The organism is Vibrio sp. 1580, assembly GCF_033340055.1.
Genome location: NZ_JAWOVT010000010.1, coordinates 108,107 through 131,921 on the forward strand (window position 1 = coordinate 108,107; position 23,815 = coordinate 131,921).

The window sequence follows — 23,815 nt, forward strand, 5'->3', positions numbered from 1 at the left end:
TCCACCGACTAAAAGCAGAACCTCGGTTCTGCTTTTTTGTTACGGCTACCCATTCAATGGCTCCTATTTGCATTGCAAGAGTGAGTTACATCTCATCTCGTTCATTTCTAAAGGGTTTAGTTATCACAACGTGATGTTAATGCTTTGTTCGAGGGACTCGTTGACTAGAATGTCGCCAGAATTCAAAGGAACGAATCATGCAGTTATCACAAAGAGCCAGCCTCATACTAGTTAATCATCACCAAGAGCTTTTGCTTATCCACCGCGTTCGAAACGACAGACAGTATTGGGTTTTCCCTGGCGGCAGTGTTGAAGCAGGTGAGAAACCTTTTGAAGCTGCTAAAAGAGAAGCGCTGGAAGAAACCTCAATAGAACTTGGCTCGGTTAAGAAAGTTTTGGAACTCGAAAATCAAGGTCGCTTAGAAACCTATTTTCTTTCTTATGTAGGGAACTTAAAAGTGAAACTTGGGAGTGGGCCAGAGCAAATCAGAAAATCAGATGTTAATCAGTACCATTTGAAGTGGGTGCGTGTAGAGCAACTTCACTCGATTTCTTTATATCCAGAGAAAGCTAAAGCCTTTTGCTTGAAGCATAAGGAGTGGTTTTGTGATCGATAAAGTTTGCCCCGTTGTTCTACGTAATCAAAATCAAGAGATCCTACTTTTTAAACATCCGTTGGCGGGTGTTCAGCTCGTCAAGGGCACTGTTGAAGTGTTTGATGAAAGTTACATCATAGCAGCCAAGCGGGAGCTCGCTGAGGAGTCTGGTATCACACATGTTCGTTCCGCACGATATTTATGCTCATGGGACAGTGGCTTTCAAAATCAAGTATGGCATTTTGTTTTGTGTGAGTGTGCTGGCCTCGCTAATTCATGGCTGTTTCATACACAAGACGATGGCGGACATGATTTTGCGTTTTTTTGGCACGATATAGGGAGCGATATTTCCTCACAGGCGCATACTGTTTTTCAGCACGGACTGGAAAAAGTTCGAAAACTGATAGACCAAGGCGTGATTTAAAGGAGGATTCTGTCATTGCATTGGCGGATTTGGGCGAAACGCCAAAGCAAACACTATGCTTCTACTAGAAGCAAATAAAGAAGGTAGAGTAGCCGTTACTGTTCTCATCGTGTTGATAATGGCACTGTCGATCTCAAAAATGGCGATGAGATTACAAATGTTTAAGTGACTTCTATATGCTTTGCTCATTCATTCAGATAAGGAAACGGTAATGGATAAATTCGTCGTGTTTCTCTTATGCCTTTTTATGACAGTTGGCGGAGTGGTTCATCTTTATGACAACATTGTTGGTGGCTTTTTACCTTACGATTTTGCGCCACGCTGGTTGAATATGTATTGGAGCGCTTTGGGACTATTGGACTTATTAGCAGCGTATCTATTGGTCAAGCATCGCCGCTCTGGCCTAGTCGTTATGTTATTGATTCTTATAACCAATGTTATCTTTAGTTCCCACGCTCACTATACATTAGAAATATTAGATAACAACGTCGCCCTACAAATGAAGACACTGTTTTTAGGGTTCTCATTTGGGGTATCTATCTGGTTATGGAATGCGCGAAAACATAGTCAATCGCGCAAAATATTTCGTTAATTATTATTTTCACAACACTCGATTAAGGATTGTAAACAGGGACTCGTTATGAACGATTTTAAAGACTTGGCCAGTTTTGCTGGTTTCAGCGTACTGACAGGTTTGAGCTTTGCCACCACTTTCTTCAGCCTTGCTTTTCTATACAGCTCAATAGAGGTACAGCAAGTAATGAACACCAATGCTTTGGCATGTGCAGTGCTTGGTGTTGTTGGTTTATTTGTTGGTATTACTCAGTTAAACAAAAAGCGTCAGCTAGCAGAAAACTAATCTGTTCTTACACATCATGAGGATGAAGTAGTGTTTAACAGGGGTTTAGGCTTGGTCTATTCGTTTTGTTGACATACTTCATCCAACAATATTTTTTTCAACCATTACTTCTTCTCTTTATTGTAGCGAAAGGGCTGCGTTAAAAGCTTATCTAATCTTTGCTCTTCTTCGTCTCTAATTTCCGGCACACCAATAACAACATCATCATGACCCAACTTAGGCTGAGCTCGGTATGTCCCAAAAAAGCGGTCCCAAACTGAAAGGAAAAAACCAAAGTTTGAGTGGGTCTCTTTTACTATCACTGAATGGTGCACGCGATGCATGTCTGGTGTAACGATGACGTTTCGCAGTTTTTGGTCTATGGATAAAGCCAGTTTTGCATTACTGTGATTAAACATCGCGCTCGCATTAAGCACAATTTCAAATACCACAATTCCGATAGGTGAAACACCTAAGATAAACACGGCTGCAATTTTTACTCCCATTGAAATGATTATTTCGAAGGGATGAAAGCGTGCGCCTGTAGTGACGTCTATGTCGAGATCGGCGTGATGCATTCGGTGAATCTTCCACAGCGGTTTTACATGATGAAAGACAACATGCTGAGCGTAAATGACGAAATCAAGCAAAATGACGATTAGGAAAATGTTTAACCAATCGGGGAGGGACAGAATATTCAGCAGCCCCCATTGTTGCTCCTGAGCTATGACCGCAGCTTGAAAGGCGGCGATAGGCATGATTAAAGCAATAACTAGGCTGTTAAAAGCAACCAATGACAAGTTATTGACCCAGCGAAACCTGCGCGAAGCGGTCAGTGTTTTTCTAGGCAATTTGTTCTCCCAAATGGCACAAAGCAATAATACGCCAAGGAAAAAGCCTAATCTGAGCCATGAGGGTTCTTGAAATGTCGTTTCTGTCACTGTCATTCCCTTATTTATTTCTTTATCTATGACCGAGATAAGTGTGAAATTATTTCAACACACTGCTGATGGGCTTATCTTGAGGCGAAACCATAATATCAGTAGAATCGCGCTCTACTTTTTACTTGGCATTACTTACCATGAGAATTCACGCTTTCCACCGTTTATATCAGTACCGACAATCTATCTCAACCAAGCCTTTCAACGCGCGTGGATGTAAAGTGGTTCGTTGCCAATATTGCCAGGTTTCTGAGCAACACTGTTTGTGCGACCTTCAGCCAAACATTAAGGCTAATATTGCATGTATGTTGATTGTTTCTGAAAACGAAGTATTTAAGCCAAGTAATACCGGTCGTCTAATCGCTGATACGATTCAAGAGACTTACGTGTATCAATGGAACCGAACAGAACCGTCTGAAGAGATGCTAGCGCTACTACAGGATGACAGTTACCAACCGGTGATTGTATTTCCTGCAGACTATGTGGATGATCCCTCTCGTTTAATTGAAGATCTAGAGCCAGGGCGATTGGTAAAAGAAGATGTCGAGAACAAAAAATGGTTGCTGATCTTTATTGATGGTAGCTGGCGTGAGGCACGAAAGATATTCCGTCGTTCTGATTTTCTTAAATCTTTGCCTGTGCTTTCCATTGAGCCGGAATCTCTGTCTGAATACATCATGCGCCGCTCCGAGAATGATCAGCATCTTTCAACCGCCGAAGTCGCGACATTAGTTTTAAAACAAGCTGGTGAGCCTAAAGCTGCGGAATGCCTTCAATTGTGGTTTGAAGCCTTCAGAGAAACTTACATGCTGAGCAAGACTCGAGTCAAAAGCGACCCTAACCAGCCACACTTGAAACGTTTCAAAGAGTGGATGAAAACCGAGAGCTGACTCTAAGGAATGAGCTTTTGTTGATGGTATGTTGTTCAACTGGCTTCGGTGAGGGGATAAATCTGCATTCGGTCACGGTTTGCAGGCGTACAGATATGGATAATGCCATCAGTTTATACTTTTGACTCTAGCCATTTTTGAGAGTCGTTTGAAGCATTTTTTAGGAGAGAAATACATGTATTACGGCTTTGATGTCGGTGGCACTAAAATTGAATTTGGTGCATTTAACGAGAAGCTTGAGCGTGTAGCGACGGAACGTGTACCTACACCAACAGACAACTACGAGCTGCTGGTTGATACCATTGCGGAATTGGTGAATAAATACGATACAGAGTTTGGCTGCGAAGGTACGATTGGTCTTGGCCTACCAGGTATGGAAGACGCCGATGATGCAACGGTACTAACAGTTAACGTTCCTGCGGCAAAAGGCAAACCACTTCGTGCTGATCTAGAAGCTAAAATCGGTCGCAGCGTAAAAATTGAAAACGATGCAAACTGTTTCGCGCTTTCTGAAGCCTGGGATGAAGATCTTCAAGATGAACCATCTGTACTAGGTTTGATCCTTGGTACTGGTTTTGGTGGCGGCTTTATCTACGAAGGCAAAGTATTCTCTGGCCGCAACCACGTAGCGGGTGAGGTGGGTCATACACGTCTTCCTATCGACGCATGGTTCCACCTGGGCGAAAACGCACCATTACTTGGCTGTGGCTGTGGCAACAAAGGCTGTTTAGATAGTTACCTATCTGGTCGTGGTTTCGAGCTTCTTTACGCGCATTACTACGGCGAAGAGAAGAAAGCGATCGACATTATTAAAGCGCACGCAGAGGGTGAAGAGAAAGCAGTAGAGCACGTCGAGCGCTTTATGGAGCTGCTAGCGATCTGCTTTGCAAACCTGTTTACTGCAACAGACCCACACACCGTTGTACTTGGTGGCGGCTTATCTAACTTCGAATTGATTTACGAAGAGATGCCAAAACGCATCCCTAAACACTTATTGTCTGTGGCTAAGTGTCCTAAGATCATCAAAGCAAAACACGGTGATTCAGGTGGTGTACGCGGCGCTGCGTTCTTAAACATCAAGTAATGACTTAAACCTTACTCGATATAAAGTAAGAAGAAATTTAAAGCCCCGTTTAGACTTTCAAGGTTAAACGGGGCTTTTACTTATATACCGAAGTAACTTGTATACCCAAGTAACTCATATACCTAAGTAATTTCGGTATGCTCGGGTATGGATCATGAACAAAAGTAGCATGCATAAAAAACTCACGACGAATCGTGAGTTTTCTGTTTGCAGCTAAGCTTATTTGTTCTTTTTGCCTACGCCCAGGTTTTCTTTTTGAGCTAGGGTGATTTTGCTAAAGCCTAATTTTCTGAAGTAGTTGTCGCGGTAGTTTCGCACCGCTTTAGTGTCAGACACTGCTTCGATTTGTTGCTCCATCTTTAGGAACTCAGTGATATCGATACCTTCGGCTTCTGCAACTGCTTCTTGAATGTTGCGGTGCTGCTGGTATGAGAACGTCAGTTCTTTGTCTTGGTCTTTGTAAGTGTAAAGAATGGTGCGAGCCATAGCTGTCTCTCTGAAAAGGTTTCTGTATTAAACAAAAAGGCCAGACTCGCTGACCTTTGAATTTCTAGTTTGAGCTAGATTCTGCCTTGAAGTGGGATAATTGTCACGCTTTCTCCCGCTTTTACTGTATCAATAGCTGGGGAGATTTCGATCAAACAGTTCGCCTCACTCATTGAGCGTAAAATACCAGAGCCTTGCTTGCCTGTTGTACGAACGGTTAAACGGCCAGTTTCATCCAGCTCATAGACGCCACGGCTAAACTCGGTACGACCTTGGCGAGAGCGAAGATTCTCAGTCGCGATGGCATTCACTTTCAGAGGCTTCCAGCCTTGTTCGCCTTGCATCTTACGCAGTGCAGGCTCAACAAAGTTGATGAATGAAACCATCACTGCCACAGGGTTGCCCGGCAGACCAAAGAACGGCTTGTTGTTGATTTGACCAAACGCTAATGGACGTCCCGGACGCATGTTGATTCGCCAAAAATCTATTTGACCAAGTTTATCCAAGGCAAGTTTGATGTAATCCGCATCACCAACAGATACGCCACCAGAAGTCATAACCACGTCCGCTTGCGCCGATGCGTTTTCCAACGCTTCAATCATTAACTGTTTGTTGTCTTCCAGAATACCGAAGTCCAAGATCTCGCAGCCGAGCTTTTCAAGCATGCCCATGATGGTAAAACGGTTGGAATCGTAGATAGAATTCGCTTTTTGCTCTGTTCCCGGCGCTTGTACTTCGTCACCGGTGGAGAACACGGCAACTTTCACTTTGCGGAACACATTCGCTTCACCAAAACCAAGCGAAGCGATCATGCCCATTTCTGGAGAGGCTAGGCGAGTGCCTGCGGTAAAGACGTCACTGCCGATAGCGAGATCTTCACCTGCTTGACGAACGTTTTGGCCTGCTTTGATATTCGCACCGTTAAAGGTGACCTTGTCACCTTCTTGAGAGGCTTGCTCACGCATGACCACTGTGTCGCCGTTACGTGGTGTTGGTGCGCCAGTCATGATCTTCACCGCTTGACCAACGTCCAGAGGTTGATCGTAAGCATGGCCCGCCATCACTTCAGCAACCACTTGGTAGCTATCGCGCTCAACATCATCACTGCGGATGGCATAACCGTCCATCGCGGAGTTGGTGTATTGCGGCACATTTACTGGTGAAACGATATGTTCCGCAAGAACGCGCCCGTAAGCATTTTCAATCTTGCATGCTTCTATTTCCGAAACCGTGTTCACCAAAGAAAGGATTTTCTCTTGGCCTTGAACCACAGAAAGGAAAGCTGGAGAAAGAGTGTCGCAACATGCGGCGTCTTTCTCTTTAGATTTTGGTGCTTTTGCATCTTGAACGTATTGAAGAACAAATTGAGCGATGGCATCCAAATCATTGATGTTCATTTGAGGGAGCTCAGAATCTAACCCCGCAGTGTTTGAAGCGATAGCGATGATGTTTTCATCGTTTGGATAAAGCCAAGGCTTGCCGACTTCTTCACGGTGCAATTCGATTTTAGGAAACGCGATGTTTTTGCAGCCTTCGACCAAAACCACATCAAGCATGTCTTCATCAAAACGTGTTAATAGGTATTCAAACTCCGCTTCGGCTTCTGGCGTTTCTGTCATTAACGCAAAACGGTTGCGAGAAGCAATCAGCATTTGAGATGCGCCAGCTTTGCGTAAACGGTAGCTGTCTTTACCCGGCTTATCGACATCGAAGTTGTGATGAGCATGTTTTAGCATGCCAATGCGCAGGCCCGCTTCAGTTAGCTTTGGCAATAGAGCTTCAAGTAGTGTGGTTTTGCCTGTGCCTGAATAAGCCGCAAAACCAAGAATAGGAATGTTTAGCGTGTGTTTCATGATTCTAATTGTCCAAATTGCGCCAGTTCTTCCGGAGTGTTCAAGTTGACGAAACAGTTTGGTGAGTCGCTAAAGTCAACGTAACTGGTATTGCACTCTTTGTAGAGTAGAATGATTTTGCGGTCGCCACGTTCTAAAAATGCGGTGAGTTTTGGCAGTACGCGCTTGTGGTAGAGCGTAAAAACAGGTTGCTGATGGTCACCATCATGCGCGACCAAAATATCGCTGTCTTCTTTGACGAACTGGCAGAAACGCTCGACAAGGTCGGTGTTGATTTGTGGGCTATCGCAAGGTACAAATCCGACCCAGTCAGTTTCAGCATGCATCAAACCCGCGTGAATACCGCCCATAGGCCCAGGGAAATCTTTGAATTGATCACTAAATACGAAACCAAATTTGCTGTACGCATCTTGGTTTCGGTTGGCATTAATTAAAATGCGTGGAGTTTGTGGAGATAAACGTTCAATAACGTGCTCGATGAGTGGCTTCTGATTTAACTCAATCAGACCTTTATCTTTTCCACCCATACGGCTGGCTTGGCCACCAGCCAAAATGACCCAACTAGTTTGTGTTGGTTGAAGCATATGCATTCTCTTGGGATGTTTCTTTTGGTATGACATACAACAGAGGAGACTCTATCAAAGTCTTGTCTTTAATCCACCACTGTTTTTTACATAAGTCGGTCAGTGCGTTGGCCTGATGGCTTGTCACCACGATACTGGAACCACGATCCAAAAGATCTTTCGCCATCACCACCAATCGTTCAATGGATTCTTGGTCTAAAGACGCACTTGGCTCATCCATCAACAAAATCGACGGTTTTAAGATCCAAGCCCTTGCCATGGCAACGCGCTGTTTTTCACCGCCGGACAACACGGAAATATGTTCGTCCGCTAAGGTTTCTAAACCTACCATGCGCAGCGCGTGAATAACTTGAGCTCGCTTATCTTTTTGCGTGTCTTGTTGATATTTCACTCCATAGACTACGTTTTCATATACAGTGCCGTCAAAAAGGTAAGGGGATTGGTGGAGATAAATCACATCGACACGACCATTGCGACGCGTCAGTCTTTTTAGCCACGTATCTTTTGGCGCAACAACATCACCAGTAGAGGGTTTGAGCAAGCCAGCAAGGATTTTGAGTAGGGTAGTTTTGCCCACACCATTGTCACCCTTGAGATAAATGGCATCATTTGGGCCGATGGCTAACTCAGGGATGTGGAAAAGCACACGCTCTTTAAAGCGCATGGATAACTGTTCGGCGGTGATTTTTATAGTCATAATTCGCCTCGACATGGGGTTAATGGTGAGTCGTTTGTTTGCTTCATGTTCTATGTTCTGAGGTAGCCTTTGCCTCTCATGCTTGATAAGAAGAAGTTTAGAGCCAACGCTAAAGATAGTAATACAATTCCTAATGCAACTCCTTGCGCAAAAGCACCTTTACTGCTTTCCATTGCGATAGCCGTGGGAATATTTCGCGTCACGCCCATAATGTTCCCACCAACCATCATTGAGCAGCCCACCTCGGTCACGATACGTGAAAACCCTGCAATGATAGCCGCAAGTAGAGGAAAGCGGGTTTCCCAAATCATCGTAGCTGCCAAGCGCGGAATGGAGACGCCCAGCGTGATGGCAGTTTCCACTGCACGACGGTCGCTAGATTGTAATGCACCATGCATCATCGATACCAAAACAGGGAAGCAGATCACCATTTGGCCGAAGATCATTGCCTTCTGAGTGAACAGCATTTGCCAGTCTCCCCAAGGGCCAGCACGCGACAGCAACATGTACAGCAACAGGCCAATCACCACGGTAGGGACCGCTTGCAGCGTATTTACGATCGACAACAAAAACCATTTACCGCGAAAGTCGGTATACGCCAGTACAAAGGACATCAAAATAGCCGGCAATACCACTAGGGATATTGCCGTGATAGAAACACTAAAGGAGACCGCAACGATCTCCCATAGGTCTGCATCAAAATTCACCAGTAAGCGAAGCGCTTCCAGTGTTGTATCAGCAAGATTCATATTGCGTTATTTGCTCTCAGCATTCGCAACAAACAGTTGTTTACCGTTTAGGCGGAAACCATTGATAAGTTCCTGTCCGCGAGGGTTTACCAACCAATCACTGAATGCCTTCGCACCTTGGTAGTTAATCGTTGGGTAACGCTCAGGGTTAACAAGAATAACTTGGTACGGGTTAAACAGTTTTTCATCGCCTTGGAACAGAATTTCTAGATCCAATTTGTTTTGGTAAGCCAGCCATGTGCCGCGATCCGTCATGGTGTAGCCTTGCATTTCAGACGCCATGTTTAGAGTTGGGCCCATACCTTGACCTACGCTACGGTAGCCACCAAAGTTCGGTTCGATTTTAGTTTGAGCCCAGAAGCCCATTTCTTTTTTGTGTGTACCAGAATCATCGCCGCGAGAGATGAACGTTGCGTTTTTGTTTGCGATCTCTTTGAATACATCTAACACGCCTTCGTCATTTTTGATTGTTGCTGGGTCAGCTTTCGGGCCTACAATCACAAAGTCGTTGTACATTAGCTTGCGAGGTAAAACGCCGTAGCCTTTCTCAACAAATGCGCCTTCAGCTTTTGGTGCATGTGTCATCACCAAATCTACGTCACCGTTTTCGCCCATTTTTAAGGCTTTACCAGTACCTGCAGCAATAACATCGACTTTGTAGCCCGTGTCTTTTTCAAATTGTGGAAGCAGGTAATCAAGTAAACCTGAATGGTAAGTACTGGTTGTGGTTGCAAGGCGAACGTGTTCTCCGTCTTGAGCAGAAAACGCAGAGTAACTTACAAGCGTGATTGACGTTGCAGCCAGAGTTAGCGCAATTTTTTTCATTTTTATGTGTTCCTTTCCAATGATTCTTTGGAATCTCTCCAGGTTTTAGGGAGAAGCCTTTTTGGACGAGAGCGATTAGCGTAATACGCAAGTTGTCTCAGGGTGTTGGAATAAGCAAACATCAACATCCTGAGATCACTTAAATGCGCTCCGTATCCACCTTATAGCAAACAAGATGCCAACCTTTTACAAGCTTAAAGTGCTTGGTTTATGCACTAAATCATGGGGTTATTTGCATAAAAGTTTGCGTTGGTACAAAATGTCGCACTTTTTGTAGGGTATCTCTGTTTAAACTTGGTACACTCTGTCCCATCGAAATCCATCTGGGGTAAATATGTCTACTCAATCCCATCTTAGTACAAACCAACAATATAGCGCCTTTTCCGTACTGGTCGTCGATGATGAATTAGGCATGCAAGCCATCTTGAAAAAGGCATTGGGTAAGCTTTTTTCACATGTCGATACAGCTGGTAGCATCGAAGAAGCAGAACAACTGCGTAATTCTCGACATTATGATCTGATCTTACTGGATATTAATCTGCCAGGGCGTTCTGGAATTGAGTGGGAAGAAGCGTTTGAAGATGATGACAAACGTGCCGATGTGATTTTTATGACGGGTTATGCGGATTTAGAAATTGCCATTCGAGCGCTACAGCTCGGTGCTTCCGACTTTATCCTCAAACCATTCAACCTTGAGCAGATGTTAAAAGCGGTCAGTCGCTGTATGGATCGCCGTTTGAACGAACGCATGCAGTACGCCATGACACGCGATTACCAACGTCACAATACCTCAGAGATCATCGGCGGCTCAGAAAAAACGCGCCTGCTTAAGCAACTTATTAACCAATTTGCACCATCACGCGCTTCTGTTTTGGTGGAAGGTGAGTCGGGTACGGGTAAAGAGCTAGTTGCACGAGGTATCCACCAGGCGAGTGGGAGAACGGGCCCGTTTGTGCCAATCAACTGCGGCGCGATTGCACCTGAGCTTTTAGAGAGTGAGTTGTTTGGTCATACATCGGGCGCGTTTACCGGTGCAAAAAAATCGCGTGAAGGTTTGTTCCGTGTTGCTAACGGTGGCACCTTATTTCTTGACGAAATCGGGGAGATGCCACTTGCAATGCAGGCATCATTATTACGTGTGTTAGAGCAGCGTACGATTCGCCCTGTCGGTTCAGAAAGAGAGATCAGTATTGATGTCCGTATCGTAGCGGCAACCAACCGAAACCTGCAAGAAGAGGTCAATCAAGGTAATTTCCGCAGTGACCTCTATTACCGTTTAAACGTTCTGAAAATTGAAGTGTGTCCGCTGCGAGAGCGCAAAACCGACTTATTTGAGTTGGTGCCATTTTTCAGCAACATGCTGACGCGCGAGCTCGGTATGCCTGCGCCCAAATGGGCGCACGAGGACATGGAAGCCATGAGTGAGTACGATTGGCCGGGAAACATTCGTGAGCTGAAAAACTTGATTGAGCGTTGTATCTTGCTTGGCAAACCACCTGCACACTATTGGCGAGAGCTGAATGGCGGGCATTCACTGCCTAATGTATCGATTACTGTTTCTCACTCTGCTGAGTTACCAACCTTTAGAGAAGGCAAAGAATTTACTGGCGAAGGCTATCCAAACAGCTGGACGTTAAAAGAAGTCGAGAAAGCACATATTAAACAAGTCGTTAACTTGCATGAAGGCAATAAGTCTGCTGCTGCTCGTGACTTGGGCGTAGCTCGCAAGACCTTAGAACGTAAATACAAAGAATGGGATTCTGAGGATGAGGAATATGCCGACTAACGGCCCACAGTACAAAGGATTGTCAAAATGGACGCACCGTTTTAAAACCATGGTGCGTTATCGCTTGTTATTCTTAACCTCTGCGCCGATTTTCCTCACATTGTTAGCTCTGATCGGCATTACCATTTATTGGTCTATTCATTACACGTGGCAAAATGCGCTGCTTGATGTCTCGGAGCGTCTTGGTGTTGCAAATAACAGCGTAACGTTGTTACAGCAAAAGCAAGCCAATTACGTGCGGGCGTTTGCCGATTCGTACGATTTCCGTATTCGCATTAATCAAGGAACGCCACAAGGTGACCTGCAAAAGTGGGTCACAGAGCAGAAGAAAAGATATGCTTTAGATTTTCTCTCTTTCCAACGCGTTAATTCCATGGAAAACAAATTCCGCTTTATGGATCTCACCAAGCGCGAATCGTTTTTTGATGTACTTAATAAAGAAGAACTCGAACGCCTCGATCCTGAACTCGCCAAACGAGCAGAAGTGCCTATTCTTGCTGATGGTGACAGGGAGGCGCGTGGGTTAGTCAGTCGAACCGTGATTCCGGTATACAGCCAAGCGAACGATTTGATCGGCTTTCTTGATGGTGGTTTGCTCCTTAACAACAGCACAGTGCTGGTGGATCAAATCCGCGATCTCATTTACTTAAGTGATAATGACCGCCTTCGCCCTGTGGGTACGTTGACGGTATTTCTCGATGATTTGCGTGTGAGCACCAACGTTCCTTTAGACAGCGATCATAGACTAGGGCGCGCTATAGGCACTCGCGTGAGCGCCGAAGTGTATAACCAAGTACTTTCTAAGGGTGAACAGTGGGTTGATCGCGCTTATGTGTATGACGCTTGGTATATTACGGCGTATCAACCAATCAAAGACCAATACGACAATGTTATTGGTATGCTTTATACCGGTTACCTCATGTGGCCATTCGTTAAAGCCTACATGACCAACATTGCCGAAATCAGCTTGATTACGGTTATGTTATTGCTGGTTTCTGGCGTGATGGTATATCGCGGTTCTTATGATCTGTTTCGACCGATCGAACGCATTCACAAAGTGGTGAAGCAGGTCCAACAAGGTAAAGAAAAACGGATTGGCCCGTTAGGATTAGATGCCGATCATGAACTTGCGCAGTTAGCCAGACAGTTTGATGATATGTTAGACGCGCTAGAAGAGCGCAAAATTGAACTGAAAAACTCCGCAGCTCAACTTGAATGCAAAGTTCAAGAGCGTACGGCAAGCCTGAGAGAAAAAACCCAAGATCTTGAACTGCATATTCAATTGCTCAACCAAACCCGCGACAAACTCGTTGTTCATGAAAAACTGGCAGCGCTGGGAGAACTCACCGCGGGGATTGCTCACGAAATTAATAACCCAACCGCCGTGATTCTTGGCAACGTAGAATTGATCCATTTTGAATTGGGTGACGATGCAAGTCGAGTACAAGAAGAAATTGATGCGATTCACGCGCAAATTGATCGTATCCGCAATATCACACGCAGTTTATTGCAATACAGTCGCCAAGGCGGTGTTCAAGATGAAATCACTTGGCAACATGTCAATCCTATTATTGATGAAAGCATCACCTTGGTTAAAACTGGCACCAAGAAACGCGACGTTGAGTTTGTGACTGACCTACAAGCGCATACGTCCGTTGAGATAAACCGTCACCACTTGCTACAAATCTTAGTTAATTTGCAAATGAACGCCATTCACGCAATGAGCGGTAAAGGAACTTTAACAGTAGTCAGTGAAGACTGGATTGAAGAGGGTGAAGTGAAAGGAGCTGCGATTCATGTTATCGATGAGGGCTGCGGTATTAAACCAGAAAACTTGAGTCGAATCTTCTCGCCATTTTACACAACGAAACGAGAAGGCACAGGGTTAGGGCTATCGGTCTCCCAAAGTATTCTCAGCCAAACGGGTGGTGAGTTAAAAGCTGAGTCTGAATGGGGAACAGGCAGTAAATTCAGTATTTATTTACCTAAAAAAGCCGAACTGATCCTAGAGGTGACGAACATCGCTTAGTCACTTTTTTGAAGCATTAATGGAAAAAGAGCCACTGACGATAGTGGCTCTTTTTTGTATTTAATGACGCATTTATGTTTACGCTTTTGCTTCTTAGAAACCTTACAATGATTTCACTTGGAGTGAATTAATAAAAACAACACTTGCAGTATGTAGCATGAACAAGTACCGTTGCCCGGTTTTTCTAAATACACCCCAATTGCTAAGGTAAAGGTTTTGATCTCCACAGCGAATATTACTCAACAATTCGGCGCTAAGCCGCTATTCGAAAACATTTCAGTTAAGTTCGGCGAAGGCAATCGCTATGGCTTAATTGGAGCTAACGGTTGTGGTAAATCAACCTTTATGAAGATCCTCAGCGGCGAGCTTGAGCAAACCAGCGGTAACGTAAGCTACGATCCAAACGAGCGCGTTGCAAAACTGAACCAGGACCAGTTCGCTTACGAAGAATTTACGGTAATCGATACCGTCATCATGGGCCATAAAGAGCTATGGGAAGTGAAGAAAGAGCGTGACCGCATCTACTCACTTGCTGAGATGAGCGAAGAAGACGGCATGAAAGTGGCTGACTTAGAAGTTCAGTTTGCTGAAATGGACGGCTACATGGCAGAAGCCAAAGCGGGCGAGCTTCTTCTTGCTGTAGGTATCCCAATGGAGCAACATTTCGGTCTAATGAGTGAAGTAGCACCAGGCTGGAAACTTCGTGTGCTTCTAGCGCAGGTTCTATTCGCAGACCCAGATGTGATGCTTCTTGACGAACCTACCAACAACTTGGACATGGACACAATCCGTTGGTTGGAAGACACGCTAAACGCGCGTAACTGCACAATGATCATCATTTCGCACGACCGTCACTTCCTAAACTCAGTATGTACACACATGGCTGACTTGGACTACGGTGAGCTACGCGTTTACCCAGGTAACTACGACGAGTACATGACGGCGGCTTCTCAAGCTCGCGAACGTCTACTAAACGACAACGCGAAGAAGAAAGCACAAATCGCTGAGCTACAAACGTTCGTTGCTCGTTTCTCTGCAAACGCATCGAAAGCAAAACAAGCGACATCTCGTGCTAAGCAAATCGACAAGATCAAACTGGATGAAGTTAAAGCGTCTAGCCGTCAAAACCCATTCATTCGTTTCGAACAGTCGAAAGAGCTGTTCCGTAATGCTCTGATTGTTGAAAACCTAAGCCAAGGATTCGAAGAGGACTTGTTCTCAGACTTCAATGCAATTTTTGAAGTGGGTGAGCGCGTTGCGATCATCGGTGAGAACGGTGTGGGTAAAACAACACTTCTAAACACGCTTGCTGGTGTACTTGAACCGCGTGCTGGTGAGTTCAAATGGTCTGAAAATGCAAACATCGGTTACTACGCGCAAGACCACGCGCATGACTTTGCAGAAGATATGAATCTAACGGATTGGATGGGTCAATGGCGTCAAGAAGGTGATGACGAGCAAGTCGTTCGTGGTTTCCTTGGTCGTATGCTGTTTGGTCAAGATGACATTAAGAAGTCAGTAAAAGTACTGTCTGGTGGTGAGCAAGGTCGTATGCTGCTTGGTAAGCTAATGATGCACAAGCCAAACATGCTGCTAATGGACGAACCAACCAACCACATGGACATGGAATCAATTGAATCTTTGAACACGGCGCTTGAGCAATACAAAGGCACGTTGTTCTTCGTCTCTCACGACCGTGTATTCGTAGACTCGCTAGCAACGCGTATTATCGAAATCCGCGATGGTAAAATCACAGACTTTAAAGGCACTTACTCTGAGTTCCTAAAATCGCGTGGCGTTGACGCGTAATTACTCGCAAAGCGTTTAAAAAGCAAAAGCCTCGCTATTTAGCGAGGCTTTTTTAATATTTGGCCTTAATCCTTAAACTGACCGGTTATATACGCATAGATTCCGACTACGCCAAAGGTAATAATCATAGAAAGCATGATACCGCTGGGCGTAAGCAGAAAATTCCACAATTGGTCATTATTCATAGTCCACATCCTCTGTGAATCCGCATTATTGGTTTTAGTTTACACTGAAAAGGTGTTATTGGTTGCCTTTTACATCAAATTCAACCTTGTCGGCTCCTGTAAACACTTGGAAGCGCAAACCTTTCGCACGTGCAATGGTCGTAATACCAAATTGCTTCGCTAGATCTAACCCCATTTGAGTAACGCCAGAGCGAGAAAGCAGAACAGGAATGCCCATTTGAGCCACTTTAATCACCATCTCTGATGTAAGGCGACCAGTTGTGTAGAAAATTTTATCTTCACCTGTTTCTTCTTTGAGCCACATCTCACCTGCAAGTGTATCCACTGCGTTGTGACGGCCGACATCTTCCACAAATGACAACACTTCATTACCTTTGCAAACCGCACAGCCGTGTACTGCGCCCGCTTTTTTGTAGGTGTCGTTGTAATGAGTTAACGCTTCCAGCGCAGAATAAATTTCTGACTGCTTAAGAGAAACTTGAGGCACTTGATAATTTTCAAGCTGCTTCATCACGTTGCCATACATAGTGCCTTGGCCACAACCTGAGGTGACGGTTTTCTTTTTCAGGGCGCCTTCTAAGTGTTCAGTGTTTTCTTTAGTAATCACCGCTGCGGAATGCGTTTCCCAGTCAATAATAACGGATTCAATCGCGGCTGGATCGGACAGGAAGCTTTGGTTTTTTAAATAACCCAGTACTAGTGCTTCTGGACGCGAACCTAGCGTCATGAGCGTGACCACTTCTTTCCAGTTCAGCATGACCGTAAGAGGACGCTCGCAAGCGATTTGCTTCGTGAGCTTTTCGCCGTACTCGTCGTACACATCGACTTCAATGGTTTGCAGGGGATTTTCACTGGTTTTAATAATATTTGGTTTCAGCACAGTCGTGTCCTAGTGATTAAGAGCGTTAGGTTGCTACGCATTTTAGCTTGTTAAGTGGCTAGCAAATCTCATTCCAAAATAGCGGTTCCCACAGAAATTGCGAGGTTTTATGTCAACAATGCATTAAAACTGCGAGTTCGCAGTAATGACACATCAATACATTTGAGTTTCGTCTAGTTTGGTACTTATAGCCTGAGGGAGTATATAGACTAAGTTATATCAGCTTGGCGCGTTTATTGCTTCGAAGACAATAAAAATGGTCGAAAACGGGGGCAAAATCTCTTGTGTGTTTTCAGGCCAAAAATAGAAAGACTGGGTGAGTTATGTCGGATAAGAAAGATTTCGAAAAAAATTACGAAAAGACTGAGGATACATGGCCAATCGGCGTAGAGCTTGTTGAGCATGAGATCAGTACAGGGATTTGGGTGACAACCCAATGGCAGTTGACAGGATTTGCGCTGAATCCGACGGAAGAGACTCCAGATGTTTGTCCGTTGCAATTACATAAAGATGAACGTACAGACTACCGCTTTAACTTAAGCTCTCAGAAACCTAAACTCTTTTTAGTGATGGATAACGTCGAGTCTGGTGAAAAACCAGCGATACAGTTACTGACGGCTTCACAATCTGTTGCGGCGCAATATATGGATGGTGATAACCTTGTACTATCTAACGATATGCCGTTAGCCGTTCAGGCTTGGATGGAAGCCTTTATTGGTCGTCACGGTGAGTTGTTAGAAGTAAGACGCAAGAAACGCAAAGGAGCAGGCAGAGCAAATGGCAACTAGTTTTTTAAGCCGTTGGTCGAAACGTAAATTAGAAGAATCTTCCCAATATGATGAAGAGATCACGCCGATAGCAGAGACGGAGCAATCCGAAGATAGTGTCACAGCGCTTTCAAACGCTGACGAAAGCTCAGATGCTTTGAACGTCAATGAGGATAGTCAGTCTCCAGACATTACCGCGAGTGTAGAGGCTGAAAAAACCGAAGAAATGTCTGTGGCGCAACTGCTGGTTTCTGAAGCTTCAGAAAGTGTTAAGAAAGCCGCGCTGCGCAAAATGTTCTTGTCCGAAGAATTTAACGTGCGTGACGGCCTAGACGATTACGATGATGATTACAGTAACTTAAAGTCACTTTCTCAAGACGTCGCTGAGACGCTGCGTGATTGGGTTAAAGACAAAGTGGAAGACGAACCAGACGCTGAAACTGCGCAAGGGTCTGAGCTTAACGCTAACGATATCGCATCTGAGGTAGTTGAAGACGCAGAGTCAAACACCGACAAAAGTGGCCAAATTACTCAAGATGAAAATGAACTGTATATAAATACAGTATCTGGCGAAAGTGATACTTTTGCTGAAGAATCACAGCCTAACGAGGTGAGACAAAATATACCACATAAATAATAGGTACATTTTGACTAAACACTCAATGAGCCGGCTGAGACAAAATGTCTCAACCGGTTTTTTTATCCCTACTATTTGTCAGTAAAATTGATAACCTATTGATTTTAAGTTGATATTTTATTGGCATGACACTTGCTATTTGTTGCTCAATACCAATCTGGTTGAAGTTAGTACGGACGCACTGCGTAGTATTCATCGCCTATAGATGGCGGAATAAGAATTCTCATTGATAAGTTAATCAGCAGAATCTCCGGCGCTAACTACACTAAGAGATGGAAAAGACTATCCATGTTCATAAATGGAATTGAGCAATGCTGAAACAATTATTAGAACAAGCAACTTCCAATAACGGTAAAGCGAGGCTGTACGCTTTCGAAAATACCGTAGAGTTGACCAATCTTATTCCACCAACCGTAAGCTATGAAAGCGGCGGTAATACTTTGATTGTGGGCCCAACAGCAATCATCGAAAGTGCGGCAGCGCAATTGTCGCAAATGAACAGCCTAACGCTGCTTTCTACCGATGGCGAAAAGGGCACAAATCCCGAGCTTTATTACGCCAATTCGGTTCAGGTTTCAGGGTTCTTAGGTACGTTTGAAGTTCTGATTGAAAATCATGGTTTGACCAACAATCTTGCCAAGGTCGCGATCAATAGCGATTGTTTCGATATCGTACTCGATCTTTGCCTTAGCAGCTGCATGTCGGAAGAAGTCCCAGTACCGGGCTACTACCCAGTAGGTCGTGGCTATCCGAAACTGGCTGAAGCGTTGGAAGAGATTCCAACCTTAATGGGGACGTTCGATAAACCGAAATTCTTCCGTTTAGATACCGATTTATGTGCACACAGCTCTCGTGGCGTAAAAGGTTGCGAACGGTGTGTGGATGCTTGTCCGGCAGGGGCACTATCGAGTGAAGGCAGCGACAGAACGGGCCATCGCATCGAGATCAACCCATACCTATGTCAAGGCGTGGGTACTTGTGCTACAGCGTGTCCGACAGAAGCGATTCATTACGCACTGCCAAACCCTGAAGATACGCAAAAGTTTATTGAACGTACGCTCGCCAACTATGAGCAAGCGGGTGGTTTAGATCCTATCGTATTGATTTGTAGTTCTCGCCACGAGAGCTACAACGTGATGGCACTAAAAGCACTGCCAGATAATGTGATTCCAATTGTGGTGGAAGAACTGCCTTCGGTTGGTATTGATACTTGGTTCGCCGCGCTTGTGAATGGTGCTACTCAGGTGCTGTTTGCGGCTTCACGTTTTATGCCTCAAACCATTATTCGCGTGCTTAATAGCGAAGTAGGTATTGCTCAAGAGCTGCTCGGTCAGCTTGGTATCGCCAAAGAAACCATCGACATTCTGTATCTAGAGTCACTACGTGAAGGTGCTCCGACACTTTGTACTGAGTCTTTTGATTTGGCATTAGGTGATTTGCAAGGTAACAAACGTCAGCGTCTATTTACGGCGTTGGATGCGTTGTCCGCATCACGTATTCCAGTTGAGAACATTGTTGAACTTCCAGCGAACGCACCTTACGGCACAGTCTCTTGTGAAAGTAAAGGTTGTACGTTGTGTATGAGCTGTGTGGCGGTGTGTCCAACACGTGCATTGCATACGGACGGTCGATCTCCGTCGCTTAAATTCGTCGAGCAAGACTGCATTCAATGTGGGCTGTGCGAGAAAGCGTGTCCAGAGAAAGTGCTGACGCTTACTCCTCGTATGAACTGGGTGAAAGAAGAACGCCAGAAAGCGGTTGTGATTCATGAAGAAAAGGCAGCCGAGTGCATTCGTTGTCACAAGCCTTTTGCTCCGCAATCGATGATCGACATGCTACAAAACAAGTTACGCGGTCACTCTCATTTCTCTGATGAAGCGGCGATCAATCGTATCGCGATGTGTGAAGACTGCCGTGTGATCGACATGTTTGAGTCGATGGCAGAAGACCCAATGAAACAATTGAAATACTAGGAGCTCGCAGTGGACACACAACAAGAACAAACACTGAGAACAGACATTTATCTCGTTCTATCTGCACTTTTTCGTAGTGCGCCTAGTGATGAAATGCTGACGTTCCTGAAATCGCTAGAAATTGAACCGTCTGAGAGCGCGATGCAAAAAGCTTGGCTCGCACTGCAACAAGCCGCGAACGAAGCGCAGCGAGAAGCGTTAGAAGAAGAATATCAAGATCTGTTTATTGGCATTGGACGTGGTGAAGTTGTGCCATTCGGATCTTGGCATCGCACTGGCTCGATGATGGAAAAACCGTTAGCGGAAATTCGTCGCGATTTGGATCTTTTAGGCATCGAACGAGAAGAGAACGTGAAAGAGCCTGAAGACCATATTTCTGCACTGTGCGAAGTGATGGCAATGCTGACAGGTGAAGAGGAAGAACTTCAACAAGCGGTGTTTAACAAACACATCGCCCCTTGGTTCCAATCTTTTACGCGCCAACTAGAGAGCGCAGAAAGCGTGAACTTCTACAAGCCAGCTGCACAGCTTTGCGATGCGTTTTTAACGTTAGAGCAAGTGCGCTTTAGCGTGAACACCAAAAGCAGTAAGAACAAATTAAAAATTGATGTGAAAAACGTCACTGATTACGAGTAATCGAGCAGTACTTGGTCATATCGATAGAGAGGCATGAGTCTCCAAAGATCTACCGTAAGGTAAGGAAGCAATGATGAAAGATAATAAAGAAATAAACACAAGCCGTAGGGATCTCCTAAAAGGCTTCACAACCGCTGCCGTTGCCGGTGCTGTTGTTGCGGGAACCACGAAAGTGGCCGTTGCTTCAGAAACGGTTGAGCCTTCTGAAAACGACGTGAAGAAGAAAGGGTATCGTGAAACTCAACACATTCGCGATTACTACGACACACTTTAGGAGATAACGGATGAAACTTGTCAAACGCTCCGACAGTGTGAGCAAAGAAACGAACCAGCTTGGCGTATCTCGTCGTGCATTCATGAAAAACACTTCGCTTGCCGCTGGTGGTGCAGTGGTTGGTGCTAGTCTATTCGCACCGGGAATGATGAAAAAAGCGCAAGCAAAATCAGTCGATCCAGAAGCGAAAACAGAAGTAAAACGTACTATCTGTTCTCACTGTTCAGTGGGTTGTGGTATTTACGCAGAAGTTCAAAATGGTGTTTGGACGGGTCAAGAGCCTGCATTCGACCACCCATTTAACGCCGGTGGTCACTGTGCAAAAGGCGCAGCACTGCGTGAACATGGCCACGGTGAGCGCCGTCTTAAATACCCAATGAAGCTTGAAAACGGTAAGTGGAAAAAGCTTTCTTGGGATCAAGCGATCGAAGAAATCGGTAACAAGGTGATGGACATCCGCAAAGAGTCTGGGCCTGATTCGGTTTACTTCTTGGGAAGCGCAAAGCACAGCAACGAACAAGCGTACTTGTTCCGCAAAATGGCATCACTTTGGGGTACGAACAACGTTGACCACCAAGCGCGTATTTGTCACTCAACAACCGTGGCGGGTGTAGCGAACACTTGGGGGTACGGTGCGATGACCAACTCTTTCAATGACATGCACAACTGTAAGTCGATGCTATTCATTGGTTCAAATCCAGCTGAAGCACACCCAGTAGCGATGCAGCACATTCTGATCGCGAAAGAGAAGAACAACTGTAAGATCGTCGTAGCGGATCCTCGTCGTACACGTACGGCAGCAAAATCGGATCACTATGTATCACTTCGTCCTGGTTCTGACGTAGCATTCATTTGGGGTGTGTTGTGGCACATCTTCGAAAACCAATGGGAAGATAAAGAGTTCATCCGTCAACGTGTATTCGGTATGGATGAGATCCGTGCTGAAGTGGCGAAATGGACGCCAGCAGAAGTTGAGCGCGTAACAGGCGTAAGCGAAGAAGACGTTTACCAAACAGCAAAACTGCTTTCTGAAAATCGCCCGGGCTGTATTGTTTGGTGTATGGGTGGTACTCAGCATACTACTGGTAACAACAACACACGTGCTTACTGTGTGCTTGAGCTAGCGCTTGGAAACATTGGTAAATCAGGCGGCGGTGCAAACATCTTCCGTGGTCACGATAACGTACAAGGCGCAACCGACCTTGGCGTACTTTCTGACACGCTACCGGGCTACTACGGCCTTTCTGAAGGCGCTTGGCGTCATTGGTCAAAAGTGTGGGAAATCGATTACGAATGGATCAAAGGTCGTTTCGATGACAACGCTTATAGCGGTCAGAAACCAATGCACAGTGCAGGTATTCCTGTATCTCGTTGGGTTGATGGTGTACTGGAAAACAAAGACAACATTCGTCAACGCGAAAACATCCGTGCAATGTTCTACTGGGGACACGCAGTTAACTCTCAAACACGTGGTGTTGAGATGAAAAAAGCGATGCAGAAGTTGGACATGATGGTGATTGTGGACCCTTACCCAACGGTTGCTGCGGTAATGAACGACCGTACCGACGGCGTTTACCTGCTTCCTGCAACAACACAGTTTGAAACACACGGCAGCGTTACCGCATCTAACCGCTCTCTACAATGGCGTGATCAGGTGATTGAACCTTTGTTTGAATCAAAACCAGACCACGAAATCATGTACCTGCTTTCGAAGAAACTGGGCTATTCAGATCTTCTGTTCAAAAACATCCGTGTTGAAAACAACCAGCCGGTGATTGAAGACCTGACGCGTGAATTCAACAAAGGCATGTGGACGATTGGTTACACAGGCCAAAGCCCAGAGCGTTTGAAAGCGCACCAACAAAACTGGCATACGTTCCACAAAACCACATTGGAAGCGGAAGGTGGCCCTGTCAACGGTGAAACCTATGGTCTACCTTGGCCATGCTGGGGCACACCAGAAATGAAACACCCAGGTACACACATTCTGTACGATACGTCTAAGACGGTTGCAGAAGGTGGCGGTAACTTCCGTACGCGCTTTGGTGTGGAATTTGAAGGCAAGAGCCTTCTTGCAGAAGACAGTTATTCGAAAGGCTGTGAAATCAAAGACGGTTACCCAGAGTTCACTGACAAGTTGTTGAAACAACTTGGTTGGTGGGACGACCTAACTGCTGAAGAGAAAGTGGCAGCAGAGGGTAAAAACTGGAAGACTGACCTTTCTGGCGGTATTCAGCGTGTCGCGATCAAGCACGGTTGTATTCCATTTGGTAACGCGAAAGCGCGTGCGATTGTTTGGACGTTCCCAGACCGTGTGCCACTGCATCGTGAACCACTTTACACACCACGTCGTGACCTTGTAACGGACTACCCAACTTGGGAAGACAAAGATGCAATCTTCCGTGTTCCTACGTTGTATAAATCCATTCAAGAGCAAGACAAATCGGGCGAGTACCCAATCGTTCTGACTTCTGGCCGTCTGGTTGAATACGAAGGTGGTGGTGAAGAGACGCGTTCAAACCCTTGGCTTGCCGAGCTTCAACAAGAAATGTTTGTTGAAGTGAACCCGAAAGACGCGAACGATCTTGGCTTTAGAGATGGTGATGATGTTTGGGTTGAAGGTGCAGAGAAAGGACGAATCAAGGTGAAAGCGATGGTAACACGTCGTGTGAAACCTGGTTTGGCGTTCATTCCGTTTCACTTTGGCGGTAAGTTCGAAGGTGAAGACCTACGTCCTAAATACCCAGAAGGTACACAGCCTTACGTTGTTGGCGAATCGGCTAACACGGCAACCACTTACGGTTACGACCCGGTTACCTTGATGCAGGAAACCAAAGTAACCCTATGTAACATTCGTAAAGCGTAAGGAGTC

At 45.3% G+C, this 23,815-nt stretch carries 23 protein-coding genes; 15 read left to right on the top strand and 8 right to left on the bottom strand.

Features of this window, described 5'->3' with window-relative positions; translation table 11 throughout:
• Positions 1-197: 197 nt before the first annotated feature.
• The 4 genes from R7093_RS16745 (at position 198) to R7093_RS16760 (ending at position 1,879) form a co-directional block, all read left to right on the top strand.
• Positions 198-617 carry an NUDIX domain-containing protein gene (locus tag R7093_RS16745; protein ID WP_033905264.1) on the top strand — a complete coding sequence of 140 codons (420 nt, stop codon included), beginning with the start codon at positions 198-200 and terminating at the stop codon, positions 615-617.
• Entirely contained in the window at positions 607-1,020 is a 414-nt protein-coding gene (locus tag R7093_RS16750) for an NUDIX hydrolase (RefSeq protein ID WP_033905265.1), read from the top strand. The genes R7093_RS16745 and R7093_RS16750 overlap by 11 nt, the downstream gene beginning before the upstream one ends.
• A 211-nt stretch (positions 1,021-1,231) precedes the next feature.
• Positions 1,232-1,612, top strand: coding sequence for a hypothetical protein (locus R7093_RS16755; protein WP_033905266.1), 381 nt, complete (start codon positions 1,232-1,234; stop codon positions 1,610-1,612).
• A 48-nt stretch (positions 1,613-1,660) separates the two neighbouring features.
• Positions 1,661-1,879 (top strand): hypothetical protein, encoded by a 219-nt coding sequence (locus R7093_RS16760; RefSeq protein WP_033905267.1) that lies wholly within the window; start codon positions 1,661-1,663, stop codon positions 1,877-1,879.
• Positions 1,880-1,983: 104 nt separating this feature from the next.
• Here R7093_RS16760 and R7093_RS16765 read toward each other — a convergent pair whose 3' ends face one another.
• Positions 1,984-2,799 carry a sterol desaturase family protein gene (locus R7093_RS16765; RefSeq protein ID WP_033905359.1) on the bottom strand — a complete coding sequence of 272 codons (816 nt, stop codon included), beginning with the start codon at positions 2,797-2,799 and terminating at the stop codon, positions 1,984-1,986.
• 140 nt (positions 2,800-2,939) lie between these two features.
• Between R7093_RS16765 and R7093_RS16770 the strand changes: the two genes are divergently transcribed.
• Together R7093_RS16770 and nagK are read left to right on the top strand one after the other, a co-directional pair.
• On the top strand, positions 2,940-3,689 hold the full coding sequence (locus R7093_RS16770; RefSeq protein ID WP_005389532.1) for a tRNA-uridine aminocarboxypropyltransferase: 750 nt from the start codon (positions 2,940-2,942) through the stop codon (positions 3,687-3,689).
• 175 nt (positions 3,690-3,864) lie between these two features.
• Entirely contained in the window at positions 3,865-4,773 is a 909-nt protein-coding gene (gene nagK, locus R7093_RS16775) for an N-acetylglucosamine kinase (protein ID WP_005377586.1), read from the top strand.
• 219 nt (positions 4,774-4,992) lie between these two features.
• On the opposite strand, the gene R7093_RS16780 is transcribed toward nagK, so the two are convergent.
• The 6 genes from R7093_RS16780 to R7093_RS16805 all read right to left on the bottom strand — a co-directional run bounded on the left by R7093_RS16780 (position 4,993) and on the right by R7093_RS16805 (position 9,967).
• Positions 4,993-5,259 carry a DUF2960 domain-containing protein gene (locus tag R7093_RS16780; RefSeq protein ID WP_005377584.1) on the bottom strand — a complete coding sequence of 89 codons (267 nt, stop codon included), beginning with the start codon at positions 5,257-5,259 and terminating at the stop codon, positions 4,993-4,995.
• Positions 5,260-5,333: 74 nt separating this feature from the next.
• The gene (locus R7093_RS16785) at positions 5,334-7,112 is read right to left on the bottom strand and encodes a bifunctional molybdopterin-guanine dinucleotide biosynthesis adaptor protein MobB/molybdopterin molybdotransferase MoeA (protein ID WP_318146746.1); all 1,779 of its coding nucleotides are present in this window, start codon (positions 7,110-7,112) and stop codon (positions 5,334-5,336) included.
• Positions 7,109-7,696, bottom strand: a complete 588-nt coding sequence (gene mobA / locus R7093_RS16790) for a molybdenum cofactor guanylyltransferase MobA (RefSeq protein WP_005377572.1) — start codon at positions 7,694-7,696, stop codon at positions 7,109-7,111. Before mobA ends, R7093_RS16785 begins: the two co-directional genes overlap by 4 nt.
• Positions 7,674-8,393: an energy-coupling factor ABC transporter ATP-binding protein gene (locus R7093_RS16795; protein WP_025766658.1), complete on the bottom strand. Its 720-nt coding sequence runs from the start codon at positions 8,391-8,393 to the stop codon at positions 7,674-7,676. The genes mobA and R7093_RS16795 overlap by 23 nt, the downstream gene beginning before the upstream one ends.
• A gap of 50 nt (positions 8,394-8,443) precedes the next feature.
• Entirely contained in the window at positions 8,444-9,142 is a 699-nt protein-coding gene (locus R7093_RS16800; RefSeq protein WP_005389524.1) for an ABC transporter permease, read from the bottom strand.
• A 6-nt stretch (positions 9,143-9,148) separates the two neighbouring features.
• Complete coding sequence (locus tag R7093_RS16805) at positions 9,149-9,967, bottom strand: substrate-binding domain-containing protein (RefSeq protein ID WP_005389522.1); 819 nt, start codon at positions 9,965-9,967, stop codon at positions 9,149-9,151.
• A 334-nt stretch (positions 9,968-10,301) separates the two neighbouring features.
• Here R7093_RS16805 and R7093_RS16810 point away from each other — a divergent pair, with 334 nt between their 5' ends.
• The 3 genes from R7093_RS16810 to R7093_RS16820 all read left to right on the top strand — a co-directional run bounded on the left by R7093_RS16810 (position 10,302) and on the right by R7093_RS16820 (position 15,591).
• Entirely contained in the window at positions 10,302-11,753 is a 1,452-nt protein-coding gene (locus R7093_RS16810; protein ID WP_017820677.1) for a sigma-54-dependent transcriptional regulator, read from the top strand.
• On the top strand, positions 11,743-13,782 hold the full coding sequence (locus R7093_RS16815; RefSeq protein ID WP_318146747.1) for a cache domain-containing protein: 2,040 nt from the start codon (positions 11,743-11,745) through the stop codon (positions 13,780-13,782). Before R7093_RS16810 ends, R7093_RS16815 begins: the two co-directional genes overlap by 11 nt.
• A gap of 216 nt (positions 13,783-13,998) precedes the next feature.
• Positions 13,999-15,591, top strand: coding sequence for an ABC-F family ATPase (locus R7093_RS16820; protein ID WP_025766654.1), 1,593 nt, complete (start codon positions 13,999-14,001; stop codon positions 15,589-15,591).
• Between the two features lie 240 nt (positions 15,592-15,831).
• Here R7093_RS16820 and R7093_RS16825 read toward each other — a convergent pair whose 3' ends face one another.
• On the bottom strand, positions 15,832-16,656 hold the full coding sequence (locus R7093_RS16825; RefSeq protein WP_005377552.1) for a formate dehydrogenase accessory sulfurtransferase FdhD: 825 nt from the start codon (positions 16,654-16,656) through the stop codon (positions 15,832-15,834).
• Between the two features lie 323 nt (positions 16,657-16,979).
• On the opposite strand from R7093_RS16825, the gene R7093_RS16830 reads away from it, so the two are divergent.
• The 6 genes from R7093_RS16830 (at position 16,980) to R7093_RS16855 (ending at position 23,809) form a co-directional block, all read left to right on the top strand.
• On the top strand, positions 16,980-17,444 hold the full coding sequence (locus tag R7093_RS16830; RefSeq protein WP_033905271.1) for a DUF3305 domain-containing protein: 465 nt from the start codon (positions 16,980-16,982) through the stop codon (positions 17,442-17,444).
• Entirely contained in the window at positions 17,434-18,060 is a 627-nt protein-coding gene (locus R7093_RS16835) for a DUF3306 domain-containing protein (protein WP_238844448.1), read from the top strand. Before R7093_RS16830 ends, R7093_RS16835 begins: the two co-directional genes overlap by 11 nt.
• A 311-nt stretch (positions 18,061-18,371) precedes the next feature.
• Positions 18,372-20,033, top strand: a complete 1,662-nt coding sequence (locus R7093_RS16840) for a 4Fe-4S dicluster domain-containing protein (RefSeq protein WP_318146748.1) — start codon at positions 18,372-18,374, stop codon at positions 20,031-20,033.
• Positions 20,034-20,042: 9 nt separating this feature from the next.
• A complete protein-coding gene (locus R7093_RS16845) occupies positions 20,043-20,669 on the top strand; it encodes a molecular chaperone (protein WP_033905274.1) in 627 nt (208 codons plus the stop codon).
• Between the two features lie 73 nt (positions 20,670-20,742).
• A complete protein-coding gene (locus R7093_RS16850; RefSeq protein ID WP_005377542.1) occupies positions 20,743-20,943 on the top strand; it encodes a twin-arginine translocation signal domain-containing protein in 201 nt (66 codons plus the stop codon).
• A gap of 10 nt (positions 20,944-20,953) precedes the next feature.
• Positions 20,954-23,809, top strand: coding sequence for a formate dehydrogenase subunit alpha (locus R7093_RS16855; RefSeq protein ID WP_005377539.1), 2,856 nt, complete (start codon positions 20,954-20,956; stop codon positions 23,807-23,809).
• The last annotated feature ends 6 nt before the right edge of the window (positions 23,810-23,815 follow it).

What these genes read in the sequence shown, in the direction of transcription:
- R7093_RS16745 (WP_033905264.1), top strand. Translation starts at nt 198, where the DNA reads ATGCAGTTATCACAAAGAGCCAGCCTCATACTAGTTAATCATCACCAA.
- R7093_RS16755 (WP_033905266.1), top strand. Translation starts at nt 1,232, where the DNA reads ATGGATAAATTCGTCGTGTTTCTCTTATGCCTTTTTATGACAGTTGGC.
- R7093_RS16760 (WP_033905267.1), top strand. Translation starts at nt 1,661, where the DNA reads ATGAACGATTTTAAAGACTTGGCCAGTTTTGCTGGTTTCAGCGTACTG.
- R7093_RS16770 (WP_005389532.1), top strand. Translation starts at nt 2,940, where the DNA reads ATGAGAATTCACGCTTTCCACCGTTTATATCAGTACCGACAATCTATC.
- nagK (WP_005377586.1), top strand. Translation starts at nt 3,865, where the DNA reads ATGTATTACGGCTTTGATGTCGGTGGCACTAAAATTGAATTTGGTGCA.
- R7093_RS16780 (WP_005377584.1), bottom strand. Translation starts at nt 5,259, where the DNA reads ATGGCTCGCACCATTCTTTACACTTACAAAGACCAAGACAAAGAACTG.
- R7093_RS16785 (WP_318146746.1), bottom strand. Translation starts at nt 7,112, where the DNA reads ATGAAACACACGCTAAACATTCCTATTCTTGGTTTTGCGGCTTATTCA.
- mobA (WP_005377572.1), bottom strand. Translation starts at nt 7,696, where the DNA reads ATGCTTCAACCAACACAAACTAGTTGGGTCATTTTGGCTGGTGGCCAA.
- R7093_RS16795 (WP_025766658.1), bottom strand. Translation starts at nt 8,393, where the DNA reads ATGACTATAAAAATCACCGCCGAACAGTTATCCATGCGCTTTAAAGAG.
- R7093_RS16800 (WP_005389524.1), bottom strand. Translation starts at nt 9,142, where the DNA reads ATGAATCTTGCTGATACAACACTGGAAGCGCTTCGCTTACTGGTGAAT.
- R7093_RS16805 (WP_005389522.1), bottom strand. Translation starts at nt 9,967, where the DNA reads ATGAAAAAAATTGCGCTAACTCTGGCTGCAACGTCAATCACGCTTGTA.
- R7093_RS16810 (WP_017820677.1), top strand. Translation starts at nt 10,302, where the DNA reads ATGTCTACTCAATCCCATCTTAGTACAAACCAACAATATAGCGCCTTT.
- R7093_RS16815 (WP_318146747.1), top strand. Translation starts at nt 11,743, where the DNA reads ATGCCGACTAACGGCCCACAGTACAAAGGATTGTCAAAATGGACGCAC.
- R7093_RS16830 (WP_033905271.1), top strand. Translation starts at nt 16,980, where the DNA reads ATGTCGGATAAGAAAGATTTCGAAAAAAATTACGAAAAGACTGAGGAT.
- R7093_RS16835 (WP_238844448.1), top strand. Translation starts at nt 17,434, where the DNA reads ATGGCAACTAGTTTTTTAAGCCGTTGGTCGAAACGTAAATTAGAAGAA.
- R7093_RS16840 (WP_318146748.1), top strand. Translation starts at nt 18,372, where the DNA reads ATGCTGAAACAATTATTAGAACAAGCAACTTCCAATAACGGTAAAGCG.
- R7093_RS16850 (WP_005377542.1), top strand. Translation starts at nt 20,743, where the DNA reads ATGAAAGATAATAAAGAAATAAACACAAGCCGTAGGGATCTCCTAAAA.
- R7093_RS16855 (WP_005377539.1), top strand. Translation starts at nt 20,954, where the DNA reads ATGAAACTTGTCAAACGCTCCGACAGTGTGAGCAAAGAAACGAACCAG.